The 24067-nt window shown below is 41.6% G+C and carries 25 protein-coding genes and 1 other RNA gene; 15 read left to right on the top strand and 11 right to left on the bottom strand.

Going from position 1 to position 24067, the window contains the following annotated elements:
* Nucleotides 1–62: 62 nt before the first annotated feature.
* Complete coding sequence (gene ileS / locus PY04_RS04070) at nt 63–3266, top strand: isoleucine--tRNA ligase (RefSeq protein WP_014733902.1); 3204 nt, start codon at nt 63–65, stop codon at nt 3264–3266.
* A 13-nt stretch (nt 3267–3279) separates the two neighbouring features.
* On the opposite strand, the gene PY04_RS04065 is transcribed toward ileS, so the two are convergent.
* Nucleotides 3280–3510, bottom strand: coding sequence for a hypothetical protein (locus PY04_RS04065; protein ID WP_048055973.1), 231 nt, complete (start codon nt 3508–3510; stop codon nt 3280–3282).
* On the opposite strand from PY04_RS04065, the gene PY04_RS04060 reads away from it, so the two are divergent.
* Both PY04_RS04060 and PY04_RS04055 read left to right on the top strand, forming a co-directional pair.
* A complete protein-coding gene (locus PY04_RS04060; RefSeq protein WP_048055972.1) occupies nt 3509–3694 on the top strand; it encodes an N-acetyltransferase in 186 nt (61 codons plus the stop codon). The two genes, PY04_RS04065 and PY04_RS04060, sit on opposite strands and share 2 nt — an antisense overlap.
* A gap of 166 nt (nt 3695–3860) precedes the next feature.
* A complete protein-coding gene (locus PY04_RS04055) occupies nt 3861–4076 on the top strand; it encodes a hypothetical protein (RefSeq protein ID WP_148266006.1) in 216 nt (71 codons plus the stop codon).
* A gap of 26 nt (nt 4077–4102) precedes the next feature.
* On the opposite strand, the gene PY04_RS04050 is transcribed toward PY04_RS04055, so the two are convergent.
* Nucleotides 4103–5440: an acetate--CoA ligase family protein gene (locus tag PY04_RS04050; RefSeq protein ID WP_048056206.1), complete on the bottom strand. Its 1338-nt coding sequence runs from the start codon at nt 5438–5440 to the stop codon at nt 4103–4105.
* Nucleotides 5441–5507: 67 nt separating this feature from the next.
* Between PY04_RS04050 and coaD the strand changes: the two genes are divergently transcribed.
* Together coaD and PY04_RS04040 are read left to right on the top strand one after the other, a co-directional pair.
* Nucleotides 5508–5981: a phosphopantetheine adenylyltransferase gene (coaD, locus tag PY04_RS04045; protein WP_014733900.1), complete on the top strand. Its 474-nt coding sequence runs from the start codon at nt 5508–5510 to the stop codon at nt 5979–5981.
* A gap of 1 nt (nt 5982) precedes the next feature.
* Nucleotides 5983–7233 (top strand): NAD(P)/FAD-dependent oxidoreductase, encoded by a 1251-nt coding sequence (locus PY04_RS04040; protein WP_014733899.1) that lies wholly within the window; start codon nt 5983–5985, stop codon nt 7231–7233.
* A gap of 14 nt (nt 7234–7247) precedes the next feature.
* Here the strand turns inward: PY04_RS04040 and PY04_RS04035 are convergent, their stop codons facing one another.
* The gene (locus PY04_RS04035) at nt 7248–7667 is read right to left on the bottom strand and encodes a PPC domain-containing DNA-binding protein (protein ID WP_014733898.1); all 420 of its coding nucleotides are present in this window, start codon (nt 7665–7667) and stop codon (nt 7248–7250) included.
* A 56-nt stretch (nt 7668–7723) separates the two neighbouring features.
* Here PY04_RS04035 and PY04_RS04030 point away from each other — a divergent pair, with 56 nt between their 5' ends.
* Nucleotides 7724–8062 (top strand): DUF134 domain-containing protein, encoded by a 339-nt coding sequence (locus PY04_RS04030; protein ID WP_048055970.1) that lies wholly within the window; start codon nt 7724–7726, stop codon nt 8060–8062.
* Entirely contained in the window at nt 8059–8982 is a 924-nt protein-coding gene (locus PY04_RS04025; protein WP_014733896.1) for a helix-turn-helix domain-containing protein, read from the top strand. Before PY04_RS04030 ends, PY04_RS04025 begins: the two co-directional genes overlap by 4 nt.
* 396 nt (nt 8983–9378) lie before the next feature.
* On the opposite strand, the gene PY04_RS04020 is transcribed toward PY04_RS04025, so the two are convergent.
* The 6 genes from PY04_RS04020 to PY04_RS03995 form a co-directional block, all read right to left on the bottom strand.
* A complete protein-coding gene (locus PY04_RS04020; RefSeq protein ID WP_048055969.1) occupies nt 9379–9711 on the bottom strand; it encodes a hypothetical protein in 333 nt (110 codons plus the stop codon).
* A 117-nt stretch (nt 9712–9828) separates the two neighbouring features.
* The gene (locus PY04_RS04015; RefSeq protein WP_014733894.1) at nt 9829–11184 is read right to left on the bottom strand and encodes an RsmB/NOP family class I SAM-dependent RNA methyltransferase; all 1356 of its coding nucleotides are present in this window, start codon (nt 11182–11184) and stop codon (nt 9829–9831) included.
* A gap of 282 nt (nt 11185–11466) precedes the next feature.
* On the bottom strand, nt 11467–12819 hold the full coding sequence (purB, locus tag PY04_RS04010; protein WP_014733893.1) for an adenylosuccinate lyase: 1353 nt from the start codon (nt 12817–12819) through the stop codon (nt 11467–11469).
* Between the two features lie 40 nt (nt 12820–12859).
* Nucleotides 12860–13564 (bottom strand): polysaccharide deacetylase family protein, encoded by a 705-nt coding sequence (locus PY04_RS04005; protein WP_014733892.1) that lies wholly within the window; start codon nt 13562–13564, stop codon nt 12860–12862.
* Entirely contained in the window at nt 13542–14699 is a 1158-nt protein-coding gene (locus PY04_RS04000) for a glycosyltransferase family 4 protein (RefSeq protein ID WP_014733891.1), read from the bottom strand. The genes PY04_RS04005 and PY04_RS04000 overlap by 23 nt, the downstream gene beginning before the upstream one ends.
* Nucleotides 14675–15544, bottom strand: coding sequence for a lysylphosphatidylglycerol synthase transmembrane domain-containing protein (locus tag PY04_RS03995; protein WP_014733890.1), 870 nt, complete (start codon nt 15542–15544; stop codon nt 14675–14677). The genes PY04_RS04000 and PY04_RS03995 overlap by 25 nt, the downstream gene beginning before the upstream one ends.
* Nucleotides 15545–15596: 52 nt before the next feature.
* Between PY04_RS03995 and PY04_RS09495 the strand changes: the two genes are divergently transcribed.
* An RNA gene (locus PY04_RS09495) (C/D box small nucleolar RNA) lies at nt 15597–15653 on the top strand.
* Nucleotides 15654–15659: 6 nt separating this feature from the next.
* On the opposite strand, the gene PY04_RS03990 is transcribed toward PY04_RS09495, so the two are convergent.
* Entirely contained in the window at nt 15660–16043 is a 384-nt protein-coding gene (locus PY04_RS03990) for a RidA family protein (protein ID WP_014733889.1), read from the bottom strand.
* Between the two features lie 43 nt (nt 16044–16086).
* The gene (locus PY04_RS03985; RefSeq protein ID WP_014733888.1) at nt 16087–17856 is read right to left on the bottom strand and encodes a ribosome biogenesis/translation initiation ATPase RLI; all 1770 of its coding nucleotides are present in this window, start codon (nt 17854–17856) and stop codon (nt 16087–16089) included.
* Between the two features lie 195 nt (nt 17857–18051).
* Between PY04_RS03985 and mmdA the strand changes: the two genes are divergently transcribed.
* The 7 genes from mmdA (at nt 18052) to PY04_RS03950 (ending at nt 24066) form a co-directional block, all read left to right on the top strand.
* The gene (gene mmdA / locus PY04_RS03980) at nt 18052–19620 is read left to right on the top strand and encodes a methylmalonyl-CoA decarboxylase subunit alpha (RefSeq protein ID WP_014733887.1); all 1569 of its coding nucleotides are present in this window, start codon (nt 18052–18054) and stop codon (nt 19618–19620) included.
* A 9-nt stretch (nt 19621–19629) separates the two neighbouring features.
* Complete coding sequence (locus PY04_RS03975; RefSeq protein ID WP_014733886.1) at nt 19630–20004, top strand: OadG family protein; 375 nt, start codon at nt 19630–19632, stop codon at nt 20002–20004.
* Nucleotides 20005–20006: 2 nt separating this feature from the next.
* Nucleotides 20007–20441: an acetyl-CoA carboxylase biotin carboxyl carrier protein subunit gene (locus PY04_RS03970; protein ID WP_014733885.1), complete on the top strand. Its 435-nt coding sequence runs from the start codon at nt 20007–20009 to the stop codon at nt 20439–20441.
* 5 nt (nt 20442–20446) lie between these two features.
* Nucleotides 20447–21649: a sodium ion-translocating decarboxylase subunit beta gene (locus tag PY04_RS03965; RefSeq protein WP_014733884.1), complete on the top strand. Its 1203-nt coding sequence runs from the start codon at nt 20447–20449 to the stop codon at nt 21647–21649.
* A gap of 178 nt (nt 21650–21827) precedes the next feature.
* Complete coding sequence (locus tag PY04_RS03960; protein ID WP_052306413.1) at nt 21828–22868, top strand: hypothetical protein; 1041 nt, start codon at nt 21828–21830, stop codon at nt 22866–22868.
* On the top strand, nt 22865–23617 hold the full coding sequence (locus PY04_RS03955; protein ID WP_014733882.1) for a hypothetical protein: 753 nt from the start codon (nt 22865–22867) through the stop codon (nt 23615–23617). The genes PY04_RS03960 and PY04_RS03955 overlap by 4 nt, the downstream gene beginning before the upstream one ends.
* A complete protein-coding gene (locus tag PY04_RS03950) occupies nt 23614–24066 on the top strand; it encodes a hypothetical protein (protein WP_014733881.1) in 453 nt (150 codons plus the stop codon). The genes PY04_RS03955 and PY04_RS03950 overlap by 4 nt, the downstream gene beginning before the upstream one ends.
* The last annotated feature ends 1 nt before the right edge of the window (nt 24067 follow it).

Below are 24067 nucleotides of genomic sequence, written 5' to 3'. Positions count from 1 at the left end.
GAAATAATGCGTTCAGCCTTTTCTAGGTTAGCTGTTCCTATAACTCACAGGAGGGTTCTGAAATGATAAAGGAGCCAGAGGTTAGAGAATACAATCCAAGCCAACTAGAAGAAAAAATTGAGGAGTTCTGGAAAGAAAACAAGGTCTATGAAAAAGTAAAGGAGCTTAGAAAGAAGGGGCCAAAATACTACTTCCTAGATGGTCCCCCATATGTTAGTGGGGCAATACATCTAGGAACAGCGTGGAACAAGATAATAAAAGACATGATAATCCGCTTTAGGACAATGCAAGGATACAACGTCTGGAGACAGCCAGGTTACGATATGCACGGCCTTCCCATAGAGGTTAAAGTCGAACAAGCCCTTGGTTTAAAAACAAAAAAAGAAATAGAAGAGAAAATAGGAATAGAGAACTTCATAGCCAAGTGTAAAGAATTCGCACTTAACAATCTAAGAATAATGACCGAGCAGTTCAAAATGCTTGGAGTATGGATGGACTGGGACAACCCATACATGACGATAAAGAACGAGTACATAGAGTCGGCATGGTTTACACTAAAGAAAGCCTGGGAAAAGGGTCTTCTCGAAAAAGATAAAAGAGTCCTACATTGGTGTCCGAGATGTGAAACCGCCCTGGCAGAGCACGAGGTGAGGGGAGAGTACAAGCTGAGAAAAGACCCAAGCATATACGTAAAATTCCCCGTTGAGGGCAAGGATAACGAATACCTCATAATTTGGACAACTACTCCATGGACACTGCCCGCCAACCTTGCAGTTTCGGCACACCCAGAGTATGATTACGTAAAGGTAAGGGTTAAATGGGAAGGAAAGGAAGAATACTGGATTTTAGCTAAAGCACTCGTAGACAAAGTGCTCAGCGAGATCGGTGTTAAGGGAGAGGTTGTTGAAGAGTTCAAGGGAAAGGAACTCGAAGGCTTAAGGTACGTTCACATACTTATGGATGAATATCCAAGACAGAAGGAATTCAGAGAAAAATATGAATGGGCCCACAAAGTAATTCTTGCAGACTTCGTGACGCTTGAAGAGGGTACAGGACTCGTTCACACAGCCCCAGGACATGGTGAGGAAGACTTTGAGGTCGGCCAGAAGTATGGGCTGCCCGTCTACTCCCCACTCGACGATCAGGGCAAGTACACTGAAGGAAAGTGGAAAGGCATCTACGTTAAAGACGCAGACCCTCAGATAATACAGCATTTGAAAGAGAAGGGATATCTACTCAAGGCAGGCGAAATAGAGCACAAGTACCCACACTGCTGGCGTTGTAAGACCCCATTAATATTCCGTGCCACCGATCAATGGTTCTTGAAGGTCAGTAAGGTTAAGGACAAGATAATCAAGGAAAACGACGAAAAGGTAACATGGTACCCGGACTGGGTGAAGATAAGATTCGACAATGGAGTCAGGGACAGTGGGGATTGGGTGATAAGCAGACAGAGGTACTGGGGAATACCCCTCCCCATATGGCAATCCGATGATGGAGAGATATATGTGGTCGGCTCATGGAAAGAGCTTGTGGAGCTTGCAGTAGCGATAGAGGTCAATGGAGAGAGGATCAACCTTCCAGAAAGCTTTGAAGAAAAACTCAAAGTGATAGAAGAAAAACTTGGCCCAGAAGATCTGCACAGACCCTACGTAGATGCCTTTATAATCAAAGTAAATGGAAAAGAAATGAGAAGAGTGAAAGATGTTGTTGATGTATGGTTCGACAGCGGAATAGCAAGTTGGGCCTCCCTAGGCTATCCGAGAAACAAGGAGCTATTTGAAAAGTTGTGGCCTGCGGACTTCATCGTTGAGGGTGAAGATCAAGTTACGAAGTGGTTCTACTCTCAACAAGCGGCCAGCGTCATAGCCTTTGACACAGTTCCTTACCTGAGAGTCGCCATGCACGGCTATGTACTGGACGAAAAGGGAGACAAGATGAGCAAGAGCTTAGGAAACATAATAAGGCCAGAAGAGGTCGTGGAGAAGGCAGGAAGAGATACATTCAGATTCTACATGCTCTGGGCAACGAACCCCTGGGAAAACTTAAAGTTCAGCTGGAAAGGCGTTGAGCAGGTAAGAAGGATGCTAAACATACTGTGGAACGTTTACGTCCTGAGTGCCACCTACATGAGCCTCGATAATTTCGACCCGAGAAAGGTTAAACCCGAAGAGCTTCCATTCCGCGAGGAGGACAGGTGGATACTCTCAAAAGTGAACGGCCTAATAGAAGAAGTTGAAAGAGGAATAGAAACATTCTACCTGACAAAGGCAACCAGAGCTCTGTATGAGTTCGTTGTCGAAGACCTCAGCAGGTGGTACGTGAGGCTGATAAGAAAGAGGCTGTGGGTCGAAGGAGAAGATCCAGACAAATTAGCAGCATACTACACGCTTTGGAAAGTCTTCGACATTCTCTTAAGACTACTAGCCCCATTCACCCCATATATAACCGAAGAGATTTATCAAAACCTAATAAGACCATTCACAAACGTTGAAAGCGTGCACATGTTAGACTGGCCGAAACCCGACGAAAAAGCAATCGACAGCGAGCTCGAAAAGGAGATGGAGGTTGTAAGGAAAATAGTTGAAGCAGGATCTTCAGCAAGGCAGAGGGCAAAGATAAAACTGAGATACCCAGTTAGGAGAGTTATAGTGGAAACAGAAAATGAAACCGTTAAGAGAGCTGTTGAAAGGCTTAACAGAATACTTAGAGACCAGCTAAACGCCAAAGAAGTCGTCGTTGGCAAAGTAGAGAGGGAGCTAATAATAAAGCCCAACTTCGCAAAACTAGGACCCGAATTCAAGGGAGATGCAAAGGTAATAGCAGGCTGGATAAACGAACACGGAAAAGATCTCTATGAGGCAGGAGAGATGGACGTTGAAATAGGAGGCAAGACATTCCACCTCACCAGGGAGCATATAATAGTAGAAGAGACACTCCCAGACTTCCTCGAAGCGGAAGACTTTGAAGGGGGAAGAGTCTACATAGACAAGACACTAACAAGAGACCTGCTCTCAGAGGGTCTTGCAAGAGAATTCGTGAGAAGAATACAAGAGATGAGAAAAAGACTTGACCTTGACGTAAATGACAGAATTATCGTCACGATAGAGACGAGTGAGGAGAATGCAGAGCTCCTCAAGGAAAGGCTTGACTACATAAAGAAAGAAACCAGAGCTATAGAAGTTAAATTTGAAGAAGCAAAAGGCTACGTTGTCGAATGGCCTGAGGTTCAGGCGAAGATAGGGATTGAGAGAGTTGAAAACTGATTTGCCACTTTTTTCACTTCTTATTTAACAGTTTTGGGAGCAAGACGAAGATTAAAACGCCCCAGAGTAGGATTAGGATATTTTTGCCCTCATTACTCAGCGAGGGGAGTTTTGAGATACCAAAACTTCCCAACAAGAATATAGCTAGTTTCAGTAACCCTGATGGATGCCCTTCATTGTTGCTACTAATGAATTCCTCAACCTCCTCCGCGTTCCTAAACTTCCTCACTATGATAAACTTCATGCTTAAATCCCCTGATATTGGTTTACTAAAAAAGAAAATAGTACTGCATGTTGAAAAGGATAATGAACCTGCAATATCACTCTACAGGAAGTTAGGGTACTCAATTGAGAAGGAATACAAAGTGAAGGCCGGAGAAGGAAACTATGTAGTGCTCTACAGAATGCCAACTTCCTCCCCGCCCTGAAGGGCGAGGCTTGAAAAAAGAAAAGTCAAATCATTGTAAAGGTCGTCTCCTTTTCTTTTCCAAACTGCCTAATAGACTATACATTTCTGGAAACATCTATATAGGTAATCATAGCTTATATAAAATATCTGCGAAATCTTTATATTCCAATATGGTATCACTCTAAGTGGTGATTGAGATGAGACGAGTTGGCGTTAGGGCATCCACAGGAATATTTGGAGAAGCAGGCAGGCTCATAGGTAGAGGTGTAGAAATCCTAGTGAGCATCAAGAACAGAAAAAGAAGAAAAATACTCGGACGAGGACCACCAAAAGACATTGCAATAGAATATGAAAAAATAAAACCATTGATAATCCTTTCAAAGAGATACAACTTCTACTGACTTTCTCTTTTTTAAGCTACCCAGGATTAGGAAATTACTCTATCCCCCTTCCTTAAGCTGAGCCAATAGATTGCCTTGGCCGCTCTCTCAGGTGTTGGAAAGTTCTTAATTCCATGTTCCTCCAATAAAGCTACACCTTCCCTGACAAGGGCTCCCGCCATGAAGTTAACTACTATTGGCTTTTTGCACTTAGCATCTATAACTGCCCTTGCTATCTCCCCACTTGAGATAAATATCGGAGGAACGCAAATAACTAACAAGGCATCAACGTTGTCATCTTCACAAACTATTTCAATAGTTCTCCTATACCTCTCGTAATCTGCATCTGCTATTAGATCAATTGGATTCCTCACCGAACACTGGGGAGGAAGGAACTCCTTAAGCCTCGCTACTGTATCTTCTCTTAACTTCGCAATCTCGAGCCCAAGCTTTTCAAGCTTATCAGTTGCCAAAACCCCTGGGCCCCCAGAATTCGTTATTACAGCAACCCTTTTTCCAGAGCTTTCATACATCTCGAAAACCTTTGCAGCATCAAAAAGTTCCTCCATTTCTTCAACTTCTATCGCCCCAGCCTGCCTAAATACGGCACGATAAATCTCATAAGAACCTGCTAATGACCCCGTATGTGAAGCCGCAGCCCTTGCACCGCTTGTACTTCTCCCAGCCTTGAGGATTATAACAGGCTTCCTAGAAGAGGCATACCTGAGCGCATCAAAGAACCTTCTACCATCCTTCACACCTTCAATGTACAAAGCTATGACCTTCGTATTTGGATCATCTGCAAAGTACATAAGAAAGTCACTCTCGTTTAAATCTGCAGCATTCCCATAACTAACAAACGCAGAGAAGCCAACACCCTCCTCATTTCCCATGGCCAAAGCGGCACCACCAAAAGCCCCGCTCTGGCTTATCAGGGCAAGACCACCCTTCCTAACCCTAACCTCAAACGAGCCAAAGAACTTCCCATAAACCCCGAATATGCCAGCACAGTTTGGTCCTATTACCCTTATGCCCGCCTCTCTGGCTGCGTTTATGAGTTCTCTTTCGAGTTCTACGTTGCCAACCTCCGAGAATCCGGCCGAAATGACAACAGCACCCTTAGTTAGACCCTTGAGCTCTCTTATAAGCCCAGGAACCAGCTTTGCAGGAATGACTATAATAGAAACATCAACTTTACTGGTAAGCCTTCGCTTAACCTCAAACTTCCTTCCAGCAACCTCGATAATACCACCTTTCGGATTCACTGGGATTATCTCCCCCTCAAAGCCACCTTCTACAATGTTTCTAAGGATCTCCCTAGCAATACTTCCCTCCCTAAATGACCCAAATATCGCGACGCTCTTTGGATAGAAAAAGTAGTCCAGCATTTGAACCACCACCACACCCGTCTTCAAGTAGGTTTATATTTTTGCCGCGAAAAATATAGGCAAGATGAAGAAGTTCAAAAAAGTCGTCGTAGGGGGAACCTTCGACAGATTACATCTGGGTCACAAAGCACTCCTAAGAAAGGCCTTTGAAATAGGGGATATAGTGTATATAGGCCTGACCTCTGACGAAATGGTAAAGGACAAGCCCTATGCTGAAAAAATACTCCCATATGAAAGGAGGCTTAGCGATCTTATAAAGTTCTTTGAAGTCAACGGATTCCGAAATTATAGGATTATTAAAATTCACAACGCAATAGGATTCACTACCAAAATAAAGAGCCTCGAAGCAATAGTCGTTAGCGAGGAAACATATAAGGGAGCCCTAATAGTTAACAGGGCGAGAGAAGAAGCTGGGCTAAAGCCATTAGAGATCATTGTGATTCCAATTGTAAAAAGTAAGCTGGGAGAAAAGATAAGTTCTTCATTAATAAGAGCTGGCCTCATAGATCCATTTGGAAACCCCGTGAGGAGGGAATAGAATGAAAACTGTAATTGTGGGAGCAGGTCTTGGAGGTCTATTGACCGGAGCATTTCTAGCTAAAAATGGGCATAAGGTTACAGTCTTAGAAAAATCACCAATAATCGGAGGAAGGTTTACGAACTTGCCATACAACGGTTTCCAGCTCTCTACAGGGGCGCTTCACATGATTCCACATGGAGAGGACGGCCCGCTGGCACACCTGTTAAGACTGCTCGGGGCCAAAGTCAAAATAGTGAACTCCAGCCCAAAGGGAAAAATACTGTGGGAGGGCAAAATAAGACACTACAGGGAAGGATGGAAGTTCCTGACACTAAAAGAGAAAGCAAAAGCCCTCAAACTCCTTGCTGAGATAAAGGCCAACAGACTACCAAAAGGTGAAGAGGCCGAGATGCCCGCGGATGAGTGGATAAGAGAGAAAATTGGAGAAGGAGAGTTCATAATTAAATTCTTGGAAAGCTTTACGGGCTGGGCAGATAGCGTGTCTCTGACCGAGCTTCCGGCTATAGAGTTAGCAAAGGAAATAAAAGCGACCCTAAGATGGGGAGGACCCGGCCTGATAAAGGGTGGGTGTAAGGCCATAATCGACGAGCTCTCAAGGATAATAAGAGAAAACAAAGGAGAGATAGTAACGAAAAAGGAAGTTATTGAAATAGACGCCGAGAGGAAAGTTGTCATAACGAAGGACAACGAAGAATTTAGCTTTGACGTATTAATCTCTAACATTGGAATAAAGGAGACCGTTAATTTAATTGGTAAAGACTATTTTGACAAAGACTTCCTGAAAACCATCAATAAAATAGAACCAAGCGAAGGCATAAAGTTTAACCTCGCGATAAAGAGGGATAGTGTAATTGGGAACACGGTTGTCTTTACCCCCGAGTTAAGGATCAACGGATTCAACGAACCCTCAGCATTAGACAAGAGCTTATCAAAGAAAGGATATTCTCTAATAATGGCACACATGGCCTTGAAAGACAGGAACATTAAAAAGGCGATAAAAGAAGGGTGGAACGATCTGCTGGAGCTATTCCCGGACGGAGAGCCAATCCTTGCTCAAGTCTACAGGGGTAGCAACCCAGTAAACAGAACTAGGGCAGGTATAAATGTAGAATGGCCTCTTGAAGGGATCTATGTAGTCGGAGACGGCTACAGGCCCCAGGGAGGAATAGAGGTGGACGGAATAGCCTTGGGGGTAATGAAGGTTCTTGAAAAGCTCAAACTGGGAACATTCCACGAATGGTACTTATAAAAATAAAAAGATCCTTAGAGTCTCATTTCATCCCAGAGAGCTAACCCATTTTCCCTCATCTTCCTCTCCAACTCAACTCCAACTATTTCCATAACGAAAACCTCAGCTACGAAAACTTCCCCCTCAATTAAATGGCCACCATAAGCAACCCCTTCCTCATCCCCGAGAACAACGTGAACATGAAGGAAAGGTTTCCCATCCTTAATACTGATGTTCCCCATGAGGGAGGCGATCTCATAAGTTCCCTCGAGCTCGTTGATTTTGTATCTCTTCTCTTTCTCTAAAAAATAACCTATTTTAGGGTTCCTCAAAGTTCCCACTGCCTTCACGACACCCGCTTTAATGTCTTCCTTCTCAAGGAACTTCGTCACATAGCTGATAAATTCTTCACCTTCAGGAATCCTGAAGAGATAGACCCCCCCAATTGAGCCCATAATATCACCAGAATAAAACTATAAAAGGGGCCTCATTAAACTTTCCAATGATAGCCATGCCAAGAGGAATGGGGTGGGGAAGAGGGAGAGGAAGAAGAAGGAAAATGAGAATGATAGGATTTATTCCTCAGGTTAGACACTTCTATCCAGCAATGCCCCAGATAGGCCCGCCTAAACCACCAATAATAATGACGTATGAAGAGTTTGAAGCCCTAAGATTGGTAGACTATGAGGGTCTAACTCAGGAGGAGGCGGGACAAAGAATGGGAGTTTCCAGAGGAACCGTATGGAGAGCCCTAACCTCAGCCAGAAAGAAAGTTGCTCAAATGTTAGTTGAAGGGAGAGAGCTTATAATACTTCCACAGGGGAATGAAGTGGTGAGTGATGAGGAATGAGAAAAGCACTGCTTGCACTGATCCTGTTCTTATTTCTCCCCCTAGCATCAGCCGGAAACGTTACGATAAAGGTATTTCCAGATGGATATGCCCTCGTTAAGCTCGTCATGAACGTAAGCGCTGGTGAGAACGTTTCAATTCAGCTCCCAGTATACAATTTTGAAAACCTTAGTGTAAAGCTCAACGGAAGGGAAGTTTCATTCTTGTTCTCAAACAATGGGATAGTTATCTACCCTGGGGAGCCTGGGAAATTAGAAGTTTCTTATTTAACTCCCAACCTTACCTCAAAGACGGGGAAAGTGTGGAAGATAGATCTCCCCTTCAATGAAACTAAAACCGTAATACTCCCCCAAGACTCAGTAATAGTCGGTCTCTCAGGAATTCCTCTAAGGATAAGAGGGAACTCTGTTATCATGCCAAGGGGAAGACAGTACATAGAATACGTGTTTCCCCATCAGGAAATAGTGACTGTAACCTTAACAACGACGAGCGTTGAGACAGTAACAGTTAGGGAAGTTACGACTCTTACGGAGACTGTAACGAAAACAGTCAGGGAAACCGTTGAGAAGACATCAAAGGCTGGAATAATCGTTGGCATCATCTTAGGAGCTCTGATTATAGCCTTACCGATTTTTGGTAGGAGAATTCTTGAAAAAAGAAAACTTAGCGGCTCATTAACACTAAAGGAGCTCGCTGAGAGGTTTAATCTTAACGAGGATGAGAGGGCAGTAATAATGTACATTGCTGAGCATGGGGGCGAAGTGAGACAGGCAGATATTAGGAATGAACTTGGTATTCCTAGAACAACTACTTGGAGGATACTAAAAAGACTTGAAAGGTTAGGAATTTTAACACTTAAAAAAGTCAATAATGAAACTTGGGCAAAGCTTAATATTAATGTTATTTTGGATGAGAAATAAATAAACTACTTATGAATATTAGAAAGTTTTGGTTTTATACCATCGTCTATAGTATTTAGAATGTTCTAATGTGAACATTTTCTGGGATTTGGTTTAGGGTTAGAGATAAGCCGGGTTATATGGCAAACTTTTTTGTTACGATTTAAGATGGTAAGCCTGAATGCTCAGTCCTCCTGCTACTGTTTGAGGTTGATGGTGTTGTGAATGGCTTTTTTGCATGTTCATGTTTGTACATAATTCAAGATATAATCAGCCTTATATCTTGAATTATGTACAAACATGAACACAGTACCTATACCCCCAAACCCACCCCAGGAGAGAATGATAAGACAAAAGATCAAACAAAGTTACAAAAGAGGTAAGGAGAATTCTTGTGAGAAGCGAAGCCCCCTGGATCTACTTTCCCTTGAAGAATATCCAAAGCCCCACTAGCAAACCTGGCCCAACTAGTAGGAGAGGAGCGAAGTAGTTCTTTAGATATGACGATAACGCATAATAGCTGAAAGCAAAGGATATCAAGGTTATCAGCAAAATCATGTTTTTATCCGCAGATTTTCTCTTTCTTATATCAACGGACATACTTTCAACAGCTAAAAATCCAAGTATCCCATAGCCTATTGCACCAAGGAGAGCCGCTATCCTCTGAGGCCACGTCACTGCAAAGGCTGCTATAAAGAGCATCACTAGACCTCCACCTGTAAAGAACATGAATGAAAGTATCTCGAGCATCGTTGAACACCACTTTTACTAGGCTGTAAAAGTTTTAATGTTTTTCTGAATGTAAAGTGTCCCAAAATGAGAAATCCTCTAAATGATTAATCAAAATGCTAAAAATCAAAGGTATCATTATGTCGTTTTTTCAAAGAGTGCATAGAAAAATCCTATAGTATCATGTCTATGAGGCCACGCCCTCATCGTTCCCTCCAAAAATCCTGGACTGTAGGGAGAGGAGAGTTTCACCAGCTTGAAGTTTTTATGCGTTTCTAAGAACCATTTAACGTTGTCTTCATCTTCCTCCGTAAATATGCTACACGTTGTATAGAGAAGCCTTCCACCCGGCCTCACTAGCCTAGCTGCACTTTCGAGAAGCTCTCTCTGAAGGCTAGCCATCTCCTCTATCTTACTTTCTCTAAGTCTCCATCTGAGTTCTGGATTTTTCCCTATCGTTCCTGAGGATGTGCATGGAGCGTCTAGAAGAACTTTGTCAGCAATCTCCTCCCCAACTATCTCGGGAGCCTTCCTGGCGTCCTTTATTATTGGCTTTATTATCTTAATCCCCATTCTGCTAGCAAATTCTTTGAGTCTTTTCATTCTAGCTTTATCTATATCAAACGCGTATATTTTTCCCTTATTGTTCATAAGCTCCGCCATATGAGTAGTCTTTCCTCCAGGGGCCGCCGCCAAATCAACAACGATTTCTCCAGGCTTTGGATCCAGGATTAGGGAGGCCACTGCAGATGCTTCTTCTTGAACTATTATCTTCCCTTTTCTGAAGAGATCGCTAGAATCAAAATCATATGGCCCCTTTATCTTTACAACCGTTGGAGCCCTTTCGCTTCTTCTGACCTCAATCCCTTCATCTTCAAACTCCTTAATAACATCCTCTACATCCGCCTTAAGTGTATTCACCCTTACACTGATCCATTCATGTCTCTTGTTCACCGCCTTAAAGAATTCCTCTGTTTCTTCTCCAAGAATTTTTCTGACCCTCTCAATTAGCCATGCTGGAGCAAGATATTCCCACTCAAGTCTCTCAAGCTCGGTTTTTGGATTTGGCTTGTATTCGAGGATTTTATCCATTAAATCCCAGTAGTACATTCCAACGTATGGATGTGTCCTTGCTGAGACAAAATCCGAGGCCTTCCATCTTAGGTTTTTTAGGGTGTTTTGATTTGGCTCGTGGAATAGGATTATGTCAAATGCAACTCTCAGGGCAGCTCTTAGCCATGGATCAAGGATTAGAGGAGTTACCCCAACTACATCTTTTATTGCCTTGTCTATTAACCCCTGTTTCTTCATTATGTCATAAAATATCATTGTTAAAACTCTGTTTAACCAGGCTTCGTTTATCTCATGCTTCTTGAAGGCCTCCCTTTTTGCATATTGGCTCGGTTTTATTATCTCCCCTAATCTTACCGCCTCTATTATTGCCCTTATGCCTCTTGGGGGAATTGAAAGTTTCTTTTCTTCCTTAGCTTCCATCGTTCTTGCCTTTTCTTCTTTATTTTTAAATTCAACGTTTATTATTTTAAAGAGTAAAAATGTTTGAGTTTATACTCTTACTTATAGTAAAAAATTGAGTGTTTTTAAGATAATTAATCATTATCTGAAATATTTCATATTGTTTTATTAAAATACATAAATTAGTAGTGATAGCAGTTATCCATTAATTTCCCATATATATTTATACAAAAAATAGTAACAATTTGAAGTCTCAGTTTAAAGCTTAGAAGTTGAAATAAAAATAACAATTTGTAAATAAAATTAAAGACCCTTATTTTCCATCTCTTCAACGTATTTAATGACGTTTTCGACAATTTCTCTAGCTTTTCCAATGTAATTCTCTGGTTTGAGACTTTCAATGTCCTCTTCACTTAAATACTTCTTAACTTCCTCACTTTCCCTAACTACATCAAGGAGATCCCTGTTTTCATGAAATGCTTTCATCGATAGCTGTCTAACTAGTTCATGGGCTTCTTGCCTTCCCATTCCCTTTTCAGTAAGCTTAAGCATAAGGGGTTCGGCCATGATGAGGTTCTTAGTAAGATAGAGGTTCCTTTTTATGTTCTCAGGGAAGAATTCTAAACCACTCAGAACTTTCTTCATGACTTTAAGCATTTCATCCAATAAAACGAAGCTTTCTGGAAGTATAACTCTTTCTACAGAGGAGTTTGTTAGATCCCTTTCATGCCACAGGGGGTTATTCAGGAGTGCTGGAATTACGTTTGAGTAGAGAACTCTAGCAAGTCCACAAACCTTCTCGGTCCTTATTGGATTTCTCTTATGGGGCATTGTTGATGAGCCAACCTGCTTCTCTCCGAAGGGTTCGCTAACTTCAAGGATTTCTGTTCTTTGAAGGTTTCTTATTTCGAGTCCCATTTTATCAAGTGTAGAGGCAACTAGAGCTAGGAAGAACATTAGTTCTGCATAAACGTCTCTTTGAATTATTTGGTTTGTTATTCTTGCCGGTTTTAGACCGAGATCTTCCATTACTAGTCTCTCGATTTCGAATGCCTTTTCCCCGAAGGATGCAGCCGTCCCAACGGCCCCTCTCATCTTACCCACGAGAACCCTTTCCTTAAGCTGTTGTAATCTTTCTATATGCCTTTGGATCTCATCTAGCCAGAGGGCGAACTTCATGCCATAAGTCGTTGGAACCGCGTGCTGACCGTGAGTTCTTCCTATACACACAGTGTCTATATGCTTTTTAGCAAGTTCTTTGAGTATTGACCTCAATTCTTTTAGGTCTTTTTCAATTATCTCCAGACTCTCCTTTATTAGGAGGGCGTTTGCAGTATCTATTATGTCATTGGATGTTGCTCCAAGGTGAACGTATTTTCCGTGCTCTCCGCACACCTCACTCAAGGCCTTTACGACTGCCATTATATCATGGTGTATTTCCGCCTCTATCTCTTTAACTCTCTCAAGCTTCACCCACTTGGTGTTTGCTCTCTCGGAGATTACTTTTGCGCTTTCTTCTGGTATATTACCCAGCTTTGCATGAGCCCTCGCTAGTGCAGCCTCGACGTCTAAGAGTTTTTGTAGTTTATTCTCTTCATCCCATATTCTTCGCATTTCCTCACTACCATACCTATAATCTATTGGATGAACGGCCATGAGATCACCAAGAGTTTGTAAAAGGAGGGGGTTTTAACGTTTATTCTTTTACATATAATTTGTAAAATTCATAAAGCGTTAGGAACTCTGCTTGCATTGATTTGTAAAACTCTATTATTTTGGTCAGCATTTTTAGTGCATGGTTACCGGTTCCAAACCAGCAGTCCATCCTATAATGGGTTGGCATTCTCACAAACTCCCAAGGATGGAACATGTAAACAGCGAGGCCTTTTTTTACTATGCGTTTATGAACGCTGAGCTGTACCTTCCAGGGGAGGCGTGAGATTATTGAGCTAATGTCCACTGGGACTTCGAGAATACCGTTTATGAACCTCACTTCTCTAAATCCCTTATAGGTCGCTTTGGATGAGTCAACCTTTATCCCAAGGTTTGCCAGAATCTCATAAAAGTCCATCGGAAACTTTAGATTTGGGGCTCTAAACGATTTGGGCTTCCCTAAAAGTTTAACGGCTTCTTTCAGTCTTTTTTCTGCATCTTCTCTTGATAACTTATCGAAGCGCTCATGTTTGAGTCCATGACATCCGATTTCATGCCCATCTTCTTTTAGCTCCCCGAGCATGTTTGGATATCTTTTCGCTATTTCCCCCGTTATGAAAAATGTTGCCTTAACGTCTTCTTTTCTAAGGAGGTCGACTATTTTTGGAATGCCCTCCTCGACTCCTCTACATGTGTTTATAAAGGGAGGGCAGTCCTGTTCTACGTCAAACGTTATGAGTACATTCATTGTCCAGAACCTCCTTGTAGACTTCTACGGTTCTTTTCGCTACGCTTTGCCATGAGTATATCTTCTCAACTCTTCTCCTTCCTAGCTTCCCCAGTTTCCTTGCTAAGTTTTGGTTTGAGAGGACTAAGTTTATTGCACTTGCAAGTGCCTTTGAATTTCTTGGGGGAACTAATATCCCGCAACCATCTATTATCTCGGGTATTCCTCCAACTCTTGTTCCAATTACTGGAGTCCCGCTGGCCATTGCTTCGAGGAGAACTATTCCGAAAGCCTCACTTAGGGAGGGAAGAACGAAAACATCTGCAGCTTTGTATAGAAGGCTGAGGTCACTATAGTTAATTTTTCCTAGGAATATGATCTTGTTTTTACTAACTATGCTTGCTTTTTTTATTAGTATTGACCTTAAACTTCCATCTCCCGCTATAAGGAGGTTACCATTCACATTTTGCATTGCTGAAATTAGGTATGAAACCCCCTTCCTTGGCTCTAAACGACCAACGTACAATATTATGTTCTCTTTTGGAATGTTCAACTTATCTGAGATTACTTCCTTGGCATAATCTCTATCTTTAGGAGAGAAATATGAAATATCCACACCATTCGGGATTACTTCAACTGGAACCTTGGAAAATTGCTTTATGAATTCTCTGGCAGCTCTACTCACGGCTATTATTCTGTGTGGCTTTGAAAGGTATCTCTTAAAATATGGCCACGAGACTCTCGAAATAGCCCTTAATAAGCTAGAGTTCTCAAGATCTATGCTGTGATTTGTTATTATGGAGGCTTTTCTCAGATCTCTAGCCGCAGCTACTCCCTTGAGGGAAAGTGGTGTGAAAGAATGTTGGCCATGAACTACGTCAAACTTTCTTATTTGGTCAAAAAGGATGTCATATCCTTTTGCAAAAACACTCCAGTTGATATTAAGAGAATTATAAACTATGCCACCGATTTTTATCAAGTCTATACCTAAAGATTCAAGCTCTTTTTCTTTTCCCGTTATAACATCGTTTGTCACTATTGAAACTTCATGCCCAAGAAGCCTTAGGTTTATTGCGAGATTGTGCATGTGAACAGCGACACCGCCTATTTTTGGAAAGTACCAATCTGAGACTAGTGCGATTTTAAGGCTCTCCATACAGTTAAGCCTCCTTCTAGGAATGTTATTATACCTCCAGTCAGAGTTCCCAGGATATATGATATAAATCTCTCTATTAACACGGTTCTTATTGCAATACCTGTTGGTAAGCCTATTATAATTAAAAAGCTTGTGAGGCCTCCCTCTATTATTCCAACTCCACCGGGTGTGAAGGCCAAAAGGCTTAGGATTAAGTTTGCCAATGATATTACAATTATTTTCTTTAGTGGGAGGCTAAAAGATAGTGCCCAAAATATTAGCTTAAATCTTGCAATGTCTAGTGCCCAAACTAGAGAACTTGTAATTATTCCAATGATATTAACATGTGAATTTCTTTTCAGATCTTTTAGATTTGTTGAAGATGGGGCTTTTTTCAGATACTTTAGGATTCTATCTATAATTTTGTCAAAGTTTAGCCACAAAAGAAATCCACAGGCTCCTAAGAGGTAAACAAAGAGCTTTATATTAGGGAATTTTAGTGCCAGATAATTCATAGAAACCAGAAACATTCCAAAGACTGGTAAGAACTCAAGAAGTCTTTCATATATTATAGATGTTATTGACTCGTCAACTGGAATTCCATGCTTGAGTTTAAGGAGTAGGGCTCTTGCTATCTCCCCGCCTCCTCTACTAGTAGGGGTTATATTGTTAAAGAATAATCCTACAAACACTCCTTTTATGCAATCTACAAGACTAACATCATGTCCAAGACCCTTAAGCACAAATTTCCACCTTATGGCAAACAGGAGCACACTTAAATAATATGTCATGACTGCTAGGAGTAGTAATATTAAAAACTTTGCATGATCTTCAGGTCGAATAACTAATTTCCATCCGACTAGCATACGGACTTCAGTTAGGATTAGGCCTTATAAACTTTAAAACCAAAAAAGAAATGGCGATGATGAGGCCTTCCGCACCTGAAGTGATGAGGAGTGGACGGCTTCCTGAGCCTAGATTTCATTCTTTATATGCTATAGCTTCTATCTCAACAAGAACATCCTTTGGAAGTCTGGAAACTTCTATAGCTGCCCTAGCAGGCTTTGATTCTCCAAAGTACTCGGAATATACTTCGTTCATAGCTGCAAAATCGTCCATATTCTTCAGGTAAACAGTCACCTTAACAACATCCTCTAAAGAATAACCAGCCGCTTCAAGAATTGCTTTTATATTTTCGAGGACTCTCCTCGTCTGCTCTTTTATATCTCCCTTCACTAGTTCACCCGTTTCTGGATCTATGGGAATTTGACCAGCTATAAAAAGGAAGTTGCCGGCCTTTATTGCCTGGCTATATGGACCTATTGGTTTTGGAGCTTTTTCAGTGTATATTATCTCCCTCGGCATAGAAGATCACCAAAGAATATTTAATAAGAGAGGATAAAAATGTTTAGACGTAGTAGTACTCGCCTTTCTCTTTCTGCTCTCTATCCTTTACGCTGCCTTCTTTATTTGCCCTTGGCCTGCCAGTATCCGGATCGCGCCTAAATGTTATACCCACTGATGCTAAAAATCTGTTCATCCCCTCACGCATTCCCATTGGGGGGAGTGCCTTTCCGTATCTTCCAGGCTCACCTTCAAACACCATTAGTCTATCGCTTACGTAGTCTATCATCAAGACATCATGTTCCACAACGAGTGCTGTCTTCTCGTTTTTCTCCATAAGGTGCCTTATTGCTCTTGAGACAGCCAGCCTCTGTTCAACATCTAGATAAGCGGAGGGTTCATCTAAGAGGTATATATCAGCGTCTCTTAGAAGTGTCGCAGTTATTGCAACTCTTTGAAGCTCTCCACCAGATAAGTCGTCAACGTTTTTATCGTACAGATCAATGATCCCAAGGGGTTTAAGCAGTTCTGTTTTGTAGAAGTTGCTGTTTAGCTTTGATGAGTCAATTTTACTGAGTAACTCGTATACGGTGCCCTCGTACTCCGCCTTTATGTATTGTGGTTTGTACGCCACGGTGAGGTCCCATTCAATTTTTCCTTCTGTTGGTTCTTCAACGCCAGCGAGCATCTTGACAAATGTTGTTTTTCCTATTCCGTTTGGCCCCACTATTCCTATAACCTCTCCCTTTCTAATCTCTCCAGGCTCGACTTCTAGTCTAAAGGTTCCATAATCTTTAACTAGTCGAGGGTATTCAACGAGGATTTCTCTTTCAATTTCAACTCTTTCCCCCGTTTTTGTGAACTTTATCTCATATGGTCTAAACCTCACATTCTCATCCTTAAGGTATCCTCTCAGGAACTCGTTTATGCCGTTTCTGGTTCCTTTTGGTTGGGAGAATATTCCGTAAACTCCTGGTTCACCGTATACGATGTGTATTATGTCACTCAAATAATCAAGGACTGCCAGGTCATGTTCCACGACCAGAACGGATTTTCCATTGTCGGCAAGCCTCCTTATTGCTCTAGCAACGTTCAGTCTTTGCCTTATATCGAGATAACTTGATGGCTCGTCAAAGAAGTAGAAGTGGGCATTCCTAAGCAGGGCTGCGGCTATTGCAACTCTCTGAAGCTCTCCTCCTGAGAGGTGTTGTATTTCTCTTTCTAAAATATTCTCTAGCTCTAATTCTTTAACAACTTCCTCAAACTTTCCAGTTTCGTCTGCTCTTTTCAGAAGTTCCCTAACCTTCCCTTTGACTGCCTTTGGAATTAAATCAACATATTGGGGCTTAACTACTGGCTTTATCTCTCCGTTTTTGAGCTTTTCAAAGTAGTTCTGTAGTTCATTTCCTCTGAAGGCCTTAATCACTCCATCCCAGCTATCGTTGCTTCCACAGAGGTTTGGAATTAGCTGACCTGAAAGTATTTTTACAGCCGTTGTTTTTCCAGTACCGTTCGGTCCAACTATTCCAACTACCATTCCATCTTTGACAACGGGCAATCTGTATAGGACGAATGCGTTGATTCCATAGCGATGGACACAGTCCTCTTCAAGCTGTTCTGGTAGGTTTACTATGCTTATTGCATTGAATGGACACTTGTGAACACATATCCCACATCCTGTACAGCTTGCTTCCTGGATTATTGGTTTATAGTTTTCTTCATCAATTATTATCGCTTCTCCTCCCATTCTGTTGACTGGACAGACTCTCTCACATAAGAAGTGGCCGCACTTGTCGGGATTACACTTGTCATAATCAATGACCGCGATCCTCACTTTTCATCCCCGCCGGCTTTTTTGAGTAAGGATTTAAAAATCTCATCTGGAATTCGACGTTTGTTTAAAGAGGCTACAGCAATTGCTATAATAACTTTTTGGGAGATTGTAGAACTGTACACATTGTTTCATGGCAATAAAAATGCTTTTAAGGGACTTTACAAATATCAAGCCAGACTCCATGGGGGTATGCTCATGGCGATGGAAGAGAAAGTTAAGGAGCTCTATGAAAAGAGGAAAAAAATTATGCAAATGGGCGGTGAAGAGGCTATAAAAAAACAACATGACAAAGGAAAGCTCACAGCCAGAGAGAGGATTGAGCTCCTTCTAGATCCTGGAAGCTTCGTTGAGATAGGAATGTTCGTGAAGCATAGGGCAACGGAGTTTGGCATGGACAAGAGAGATCTTCCAGCCGACGGAGTAATAACAGGGTATGGAACAATTGATGGCAGACTTGTGTTCGTCTATGCACAGGATTTTACAGTTATGGGAGGTTCTCTCGGTGAAATGCATGCAATGAAGATAAAAAGAATCATGGAACTTGCCCTTGAAGCTGGAGCTCCAGTAATAGGACTCAACGACTCAGGTGGAGCTAGAATTCAGGAAGGTGTCGACTCTTTGAAAGGGTATGGAGAGATATTTAAGATGAATACAATTCTTAGTGGAGTTGTTCCTCAGATAACCGCAATAATGGGTCCTTGTGCCGGAGGTGCTGTTTACAGTCCTGCGATAGGGGACTTCATTCTTATGGTTGACAATCCTGCAACGTTCATGTTCATTACTGGACCACAGGTAGTTAAGGCAGTTACAGGTGTTGAAGTAACCCCAGTTCAGTTGGGAGGTGCAATGGTTCACGCCCAAAAAAGCGGTCAGGCTCACTTAATAGGGAAGAGCGATGAAGAAGTTATTGCACTAATCAAAAGACTACTCAGCTACCTACCGTCAAATAATATGGAAAAACCACCCAGGGTTAAACCCAAGGATGAACCCTTCAGAAGGACGCCTGAGCTTTATGAGATAGTTCCCGATGATCCAAACAAGGGATATGACGTCAGGCAGGTGATATATTCAATAGTTGACAGAGACGAGAATGGAAACCCAGACTTCCTTGAACTTCAACCATACTTTGCTCCCAATGCAGTAATAGGGTTCGGCAGGATTAATGGGCAAACAGTTGGTATTGTTGCTAACAATCCAATCCACCTTGCAGGCGTTCTAGACATAGACAGCTCGGACAAAATAGCTAGATTCGTTAGATTCTGTGATGCATTTAACATTCCAATAGTTACGTTCGTTGACGTGCCAGGATATCTGCCCGGAGTAGATCAGGAGAGCAGGGGGATAATAAGGCATGGGGCCAAGGTTCTCTACGCCTATGCAGAAGCAACAGTCCCAATGGTAACCGTTATTCTTAGAAAAGCTTATGGTGGGGCTTACCTAGCAATGGGAAGCAAGCATCTCGGCGCAGACTTTGTGTTTGCATGGCCCACTGCAGAGATAGCCGTTATGGGGCCAGAAGGTGCTGCAAACATAATATTTAGAAAAGAGATTGCAAAGGCAGAGAATCCAGAAGAGTTCAGGCAACAGAAAATTAAGGAGTACAGAGAGAAGTTTGCGAATCCATATGTTGCTGCGGCCAGAGGATACATTGACGACGTTATAGACCCAGCCGAAACTAGGGCAAAGATAGTCATGGCCCTTGAGGCCCTTGAGAACAAGAGGGTTAAACTACCACCAAAGAAACACGGAAATATTCCACTGTGAGGTGAGATAATGATCTCAATGGCCGAATTTCTTGAAGGCCTTTATATTACTGTTTTGGGGGTGACCGTAGTCTTTGCCGTACTCTCAATACTCGCAGTAACAATGTACGGCATAGGTTGGGCCGAAAAGAAGATTGTCGAGAAAGAATCAAAAGAGAAGACCGTTGAGGTGAAGGAAGTTAAGGAAGAGAGCGTTAAGGAGGAGAGAAGGCTCGACGAAAAGAAAATTGCCATTATAACTGCCGCAATTTTAGCTTACCTAAATCAGAAAAAGCCGAGGGAAATTCCAATTAAAAAGAAGCCTTCCATTAATTGGTGGCTTTCCGGATTAACAACTCAGGTTGAAGAGGTTGAGAACTTTAATTATGAGCTCGGGAAGTGGTGAAGATGAAGGTTAGGGTCATCATAAATGGAGAAGAGTATGAAGTTGATGTTGAAGAGATAGTGCCAGGAAAATTCAGGGTCACTTTGCAAGGGGAGACTTACGAGGTCGAAGCAAAGGATCTAGGAATACCCGCGATAGCTCCGACTAAGGTTCCCACCCCAGTTCCAACCCCAGCACCAGTTCCTGTACAGGTCCCAACTCCAACTCCTCAACCCCAAGTCTCCGAGAACGTCGTTACAGCACCAATGCCAGGAAAAGTCCTCAAAATTCTCGTCAATGAGGGACAAGAAGTTAAGATTGGCCAAGGTTTGTTGATCCTTGAAGCAATGAAAATGGAAAACGAGATACCTGCCCCGCGAGACGGCGTTGTTAAGAAGATTCTAGTCAAAGAAGGAGATACCGTAGATACCGGACAGCCATTAATAGAGCTAGGGTGATGAAGATGGGCCTTGAGCAAGCTTTGATAGACTTCTTTAGTCATATGGGATTACTAAATCTCACGGTTGGAAACATTGTAATGATAGTAGTTGGATTAACCTTGGTATATTTGGCGATTAGGTATAAAATGGAGCCCCTTCTCCTTCTCCCTATCGGGATTAGCGCTGTTCTAGTTAATCTACCTTTTTCACACCTTGCTAACTGGCCCCTAGCTCCACAACTACCCCCAGATGTTCAAGGTAATATATTTGCTACATTATCCTATCTAAATAAGCAATATGGTCCACCAGGGATATTTGACCTAATCTACTACCTCCTAATAAAAACGGAAGTAGTTCCTCTACTAATATTCTTTGGACTTGGAGCAATGACTGATTTCGGACCAATGATTGCAGATCCAAAAACAGCACTACTTGGAGCTGCCGCTCAGATAGGGGTATTCGTTGCAATGCTTGCTGCAATTGTGTTGGGCTTTGACTTAAAGGAAGCCGCCTCAATAGGAATCATTGGAGGTGCGGATGGACCAACAACAATCTATCTAACCACCAAGTTAGCCCCGCATATACTTTCGGCAACGGCGGTTGCTGCGTACAGTTATATGAGCCTAGTACCATTGATTCAGCCTCCTGTTATAAAGGCCTTAACAACACCAGAAGAGAGGAGAATCAGGATGGAACAGCTTAGGCCAGTATCAAAGAGGGAAAAAATACTATTCCCAATAGTCAGCATGATTGTTATAGGACTTCTCGTTCCCTCCGCTGCTCCCCTAATAGGAATGCTCATGATTGGAAACTTGTTCAGGGAGAGTGGAGTAGTCCAAAGGCTTAGCAAAGCTGCCCAAGAAGAGCTCATGAACATAGTGACTATCTTCCTGGGACTTGGAGTTGGTTCAACTATGAGAGCTGAGAGCTTTTTAACGGCAAAAACCCTAATGATACTCGCACTTGGAGTAGTGGCATTCGCTTCAGCAACTGCTGGAGGAGTTCTTTTCGGAAAACTTATGATGAAGCTCTCTGGAGGAAGGATAAATCCAATGATAGGTGCTGCAGGAGTTTCAGCAGTCCCAATGAGTGCGAGGGTTGTTCAAAAATTGGCAAGTGAAGAGGATCCAGGAAACTTCATCTTAATGCATGCAATGGGACCAAATGTAGCCGGTGTTATTGGAACCGCTGTTGTCGCTGGTGTCTTCCTTTCTGCACTTGGATGAGATTAACTATTTTTTATTTATTTCCAGATGTGTGCCCAAGTTCTACATATTTCTTTCCTGACTAATATTGCAGTATAACTAAAATTTTATAGAGATCAAGTAAATTATTAAGATAGATAATAGCAACTCTCCAAATTTGGGGAAGATTAATTTCCAAACTTATAGAAGGTGATGAAGGATGAGAATTAAACTCCTGTTCATAGGAGTAATCATGGTTCTACTATGTTTTTCTAATCTTTCTCTGGGGGCTCCTAATTGGGTAAAAGAGGGGGTATACGTAAGGTACGTAGTCTATAGATTAATGCCTCTAAACACTTCAGAAATACCTTTCGAAGAGGCAACGCCGACTTTGATCATATACTATAATTACTCTGGAAAGCTATTCGGAATTAAGGGCTATGGTAATGCTACGGTAACGTTCAATATTACCAAAATTGTTAACAATACTGCCTTTGTTAAAATAGAGATATCCGCTAAAGGACCCATTATAGTTTTATACTATGGTATGGGAGAGAACATAACTAACATTCCAAAGTTTTGGGACAATAGCACTGTAATAAAAATGAGGTTTGATAAATCCTCTTTTACTAACACAAGCGTTTTAGAAGTTTATCTCAAAAACCTAACAATTAACGGCGCCTATAAAATAAATTTAGAAACGGGAGAAGTTTATGGATTAAATGGAAAGCGATTTGGAAAAACTATTCTGTGGTATGACTATCAGAATCCGATTAAGCCCAACGAGACATTATGCCTAGACGATGAGGGGAGAGAGATAAAAATTACAGATGTGAAAACTCTCAATGTTTCATTAATAACGTATTACAAGGTCTTTGATCCACCCATAATTATGATAAAGACAAGCCTCGGCGTTAAAATAACCCCTACTGGAGAAAGATCGTTCGGAAGAGGGGTCATGTACTACGATGGATCTTCAGGATTACTGCTTAGTTTTCTTACTCTCAACTTTCCAGATGCTGAAGCGGCTGGGTTCCCACTGCTGGTAGGATTTGACGAGAAAGGATATGAGAAGAGTAAGGAACTAATAAAAAAGGACATTCAAGTTGGGGGAGGACTCGTCTTATTAGATACAAATATTAAGGAAAAGAAAGTAGTGGAAATAGAACCTTCTAGACCAAAGTCTCGCTTATTCTACATATACCTGGCCCTTCTTTTCCTAGTAATGGTAATCTATGTTCTGAGGAGGACAAGGCAATGAAGATCATAAAATGGGAGATGAACGAGCCCATTAGAGTTCTAATTCTCTTAGTTGGAATGGTGTTAAATGCAAGCGTGATACATAACGCTCTTCTTTCTCTTCATTCCAGTATAGTTACTATAAATTTCCAGGCGAGGCTTGATTATAGATATTTAATGCAAGAAGCTTCAACATTCTCAACGACCTTCGCGTTGAGCAACCTTCTGAGATACCCTGGATTTTGGATGATATCAATTATATTTATTTCTCTTTTGGGTGCAATAATTTTTAGGGCTGATAGAGATAGTGGATATGCAAGCTCTTTATATTCTCTTCCTTACAGAAAGTGGGAGATGTTTATAGTAAAATACATCACACTCATAACTTTTTCATGTCTCCTTATATTCATACCGCTATTTTCAGTTACACTATTTGCAAATTTCTCTCTGGCTCGGGAGTTGATTGACATATTTCTATCACAACCAATCAAATCTAGATTACTTGCCCTCACCTATATGCTCCTGTACACGACTTCCGTTGTTTCCGTAGTTTCATTGGTTAGTGTAAGTGTACTCATTTCCTTCATTGTCTCCTTTACACTGCTTCTCTTGCCATTTTATCTCGGAATATCTAATATACCACCTCTTTTATTCTTATATGCCGAAGGTAGAGAAGTTACATCCCAAGATTTAATGGTTTGGGGAATTATCTTACCAATATCTCTTGTGATCATTGGCATTATAATCTCTGAAAGGAGGGACGTAAAGTGAGACTTATTAAATCACTAGTTTTATTTTTCTTAGTACTCCCGGCAATAATGTGGATGAATTATGTAAGATACCATGAAAAAATCCAAGTTGCTGGTCCATATCCAATCGTATATACTAGCGAGAACAGCACTTATTATTATTTAATATCTTTATTCGTCCCAACATGGTCTTTGGCTGAAATAGAATGTAATGGAAAAGCCACAATAGTTGTAGAAGACTTAAATACAGAAAGTGTCATCCTTAAAAAGAGATTTCATGGAAAACTCATTTTACAATTCGAGTTTCCTCACGAGGGGTCATATATAGTATATTCTAAAGAAGCGACACCTCCAACTTCGTGTATTATTAGATTAAGAGAGAACTTACCATCTCAAGATGTTCAGAGGGTAATGTATACTGTCGGACTTATTTCAGGAATCATATTAGTGGGAATCCTGAGGAGATGGTAGA

Source organism: Pyrococcus sp. ST04 (assembly GCF_000263735.1).
In the GTDB taxonomy this organism is placed as follows: Archaea; Methanobacteriota_B; Thermococci; order Thermococcales; family Thermococcaceae; genus Pyrococcus.
The sequence above is the reverse complement of the archived record's forward strand: the minus strand, read 5'-3'. Positions and strand labels throughout refer to the sequence as shown.

Bases quoted from the DNA above. Each gene is read 5' to 3' on its own strand.
- coaD (WP_014733900.1), top strand. From the start codon at position 5,508: ATGAAGAAGTTCAAAAAAGTCGTCGTAGGGGGAACCTTCGACAGATTA.
- PY04_RS04020 (WP_048055969.1), bottom strand. From the start codon at position 9,711: ATGCTCGAGATACTTTCATTCATGTTCTTTACAGGTGGAGGTCTAGTG.
- PY04_RS03960 (WP_052306413.1), top strand. From the start codon at position 21,828: ATGAGAATTAAACTCCTGTTCATAGGAGTAATCATGGTTCTACTATGT.
- PY04_RS04035 (WP_014733898.1), bottom strand. From the start codon at position 7,667: ATGGGCTCAATTGGGGGGGTCTATCTCTTCAGGATTCCTGAAGGTGAA.
- PY04_RS04065 (WP_048055973.1), bottom strand. From the start codon at position 3,510: ATGAAGTTTATCATAGTGAGGAAGTTTAGGAACGCGGAGGAGGTTGAG.
- PY04_RS03975 (WP_014733886.1), top strand. From the start codon at position 19,630: ATGATCTCAATGGCCGAATTTCTTGAAGGCCTTTATATTACTGTTTTG.
- PY04_RS04005 (WP_014733892.1), bottom strand. From the start codon at position 13,564: ATGAATGTACTCATAACGTTTGACGTAGAACAGGACTGCCCTCCCTTT.
- purB (WP_014733893.1), bottom strand. From the start codon at position 12,819: ATGGCCGTTCATCCAATAGATTATAGGTATGGTAGTGAGGAAATGCGA.
- PY04_RS04015 (WP_014733894.1), bottom strand. From the start codon at position 11,184: ATGGAAGCTAAGGAAGAAAAGAAACTTTCAATTCCCCCAAGAGGCATA.
- mmdA (WP_014733887.1), top strand. From the start codon at position 18,052: ATGGCGATGGAAGAGAAAGTTAAGGAGCTCTATGAAAAGAGGAAAAAA.
- PY04_RS03990 (WP_014733889.1), bottom strand. From the start codon at position 16,043: ATGCCGAGGGAGATAATATACACTGAAAAAGCTCCAAAACCAATAGGT.
- PY04_RS04025 (WP_014733896.1), top strand. From the start codon at position 8,059: ATGAGAAAAGCACTGCTTGCACTGATCCTGTTCTTATTTCTCCCCCTA.
- PY04_RS03955 (WP_014733882.1), top strand. From the start codon at position 22,865: ATGAAGATCATAAAATGGGAGATGAACGAGCCCATTAGAGTTCTAATT.
- PY04_RS03965 (WP_014733884.1), top strand. From the start codon at position 20,447: ATGGGCCTTGAGCAAGCTTTGATAGACTTCTTTAGTCATATGGGATTA.
- ileS (WP_014733902.1), top strand. From the start codon at position 63: ATGATAAAGGAGCCAGAGGTTAGAGAATACAATCCAAGCCAACTAGAA.
- PY04_RS04060 (WP_048055972.1), top strand. From the start codon at position 3,509: ATGCTTAAATCCCCTGATATTGGTTTACTAAAAAAGAAAATAGTACTG.
- PY04_RS04040 (WP_014733899.1), top strand. From the start codon at position 5,983: ATGAAAACTGTAATTGTGGGAGCAGGTCTTGGAGGTCTATTGACCGGA.
- PY04_RS03970 (WP_014733885.1), top strand. From the start codon at position 20,007: ATGAAGGTTAGGGTCATCATAAATGGAGAAGAGTATGAAGTTGATGTT.
- PY04_RS04030 (WP_048055970.1), top strand. From the start codon at position 7,724: ATGCCAAGAGGAATGGGGTGGGGAAGAGGGAGAGGAAGAAGAAGGAAA.
- PY04_RS03995 (WP_014733890.1), bottom strand. From the start codon at position 15,544: ATGCTAGTCGGATGGAAATTAGTTATTCGACCTGAAGATCATGCAAAG.
- PY04_RS04000 (WP_014733891.1), bottom strand. From the start codon at position 14,699: ATGGAGAGCCTTAAAATCGCACTAGTCTCAGATTGGTACTTTCCAAAA.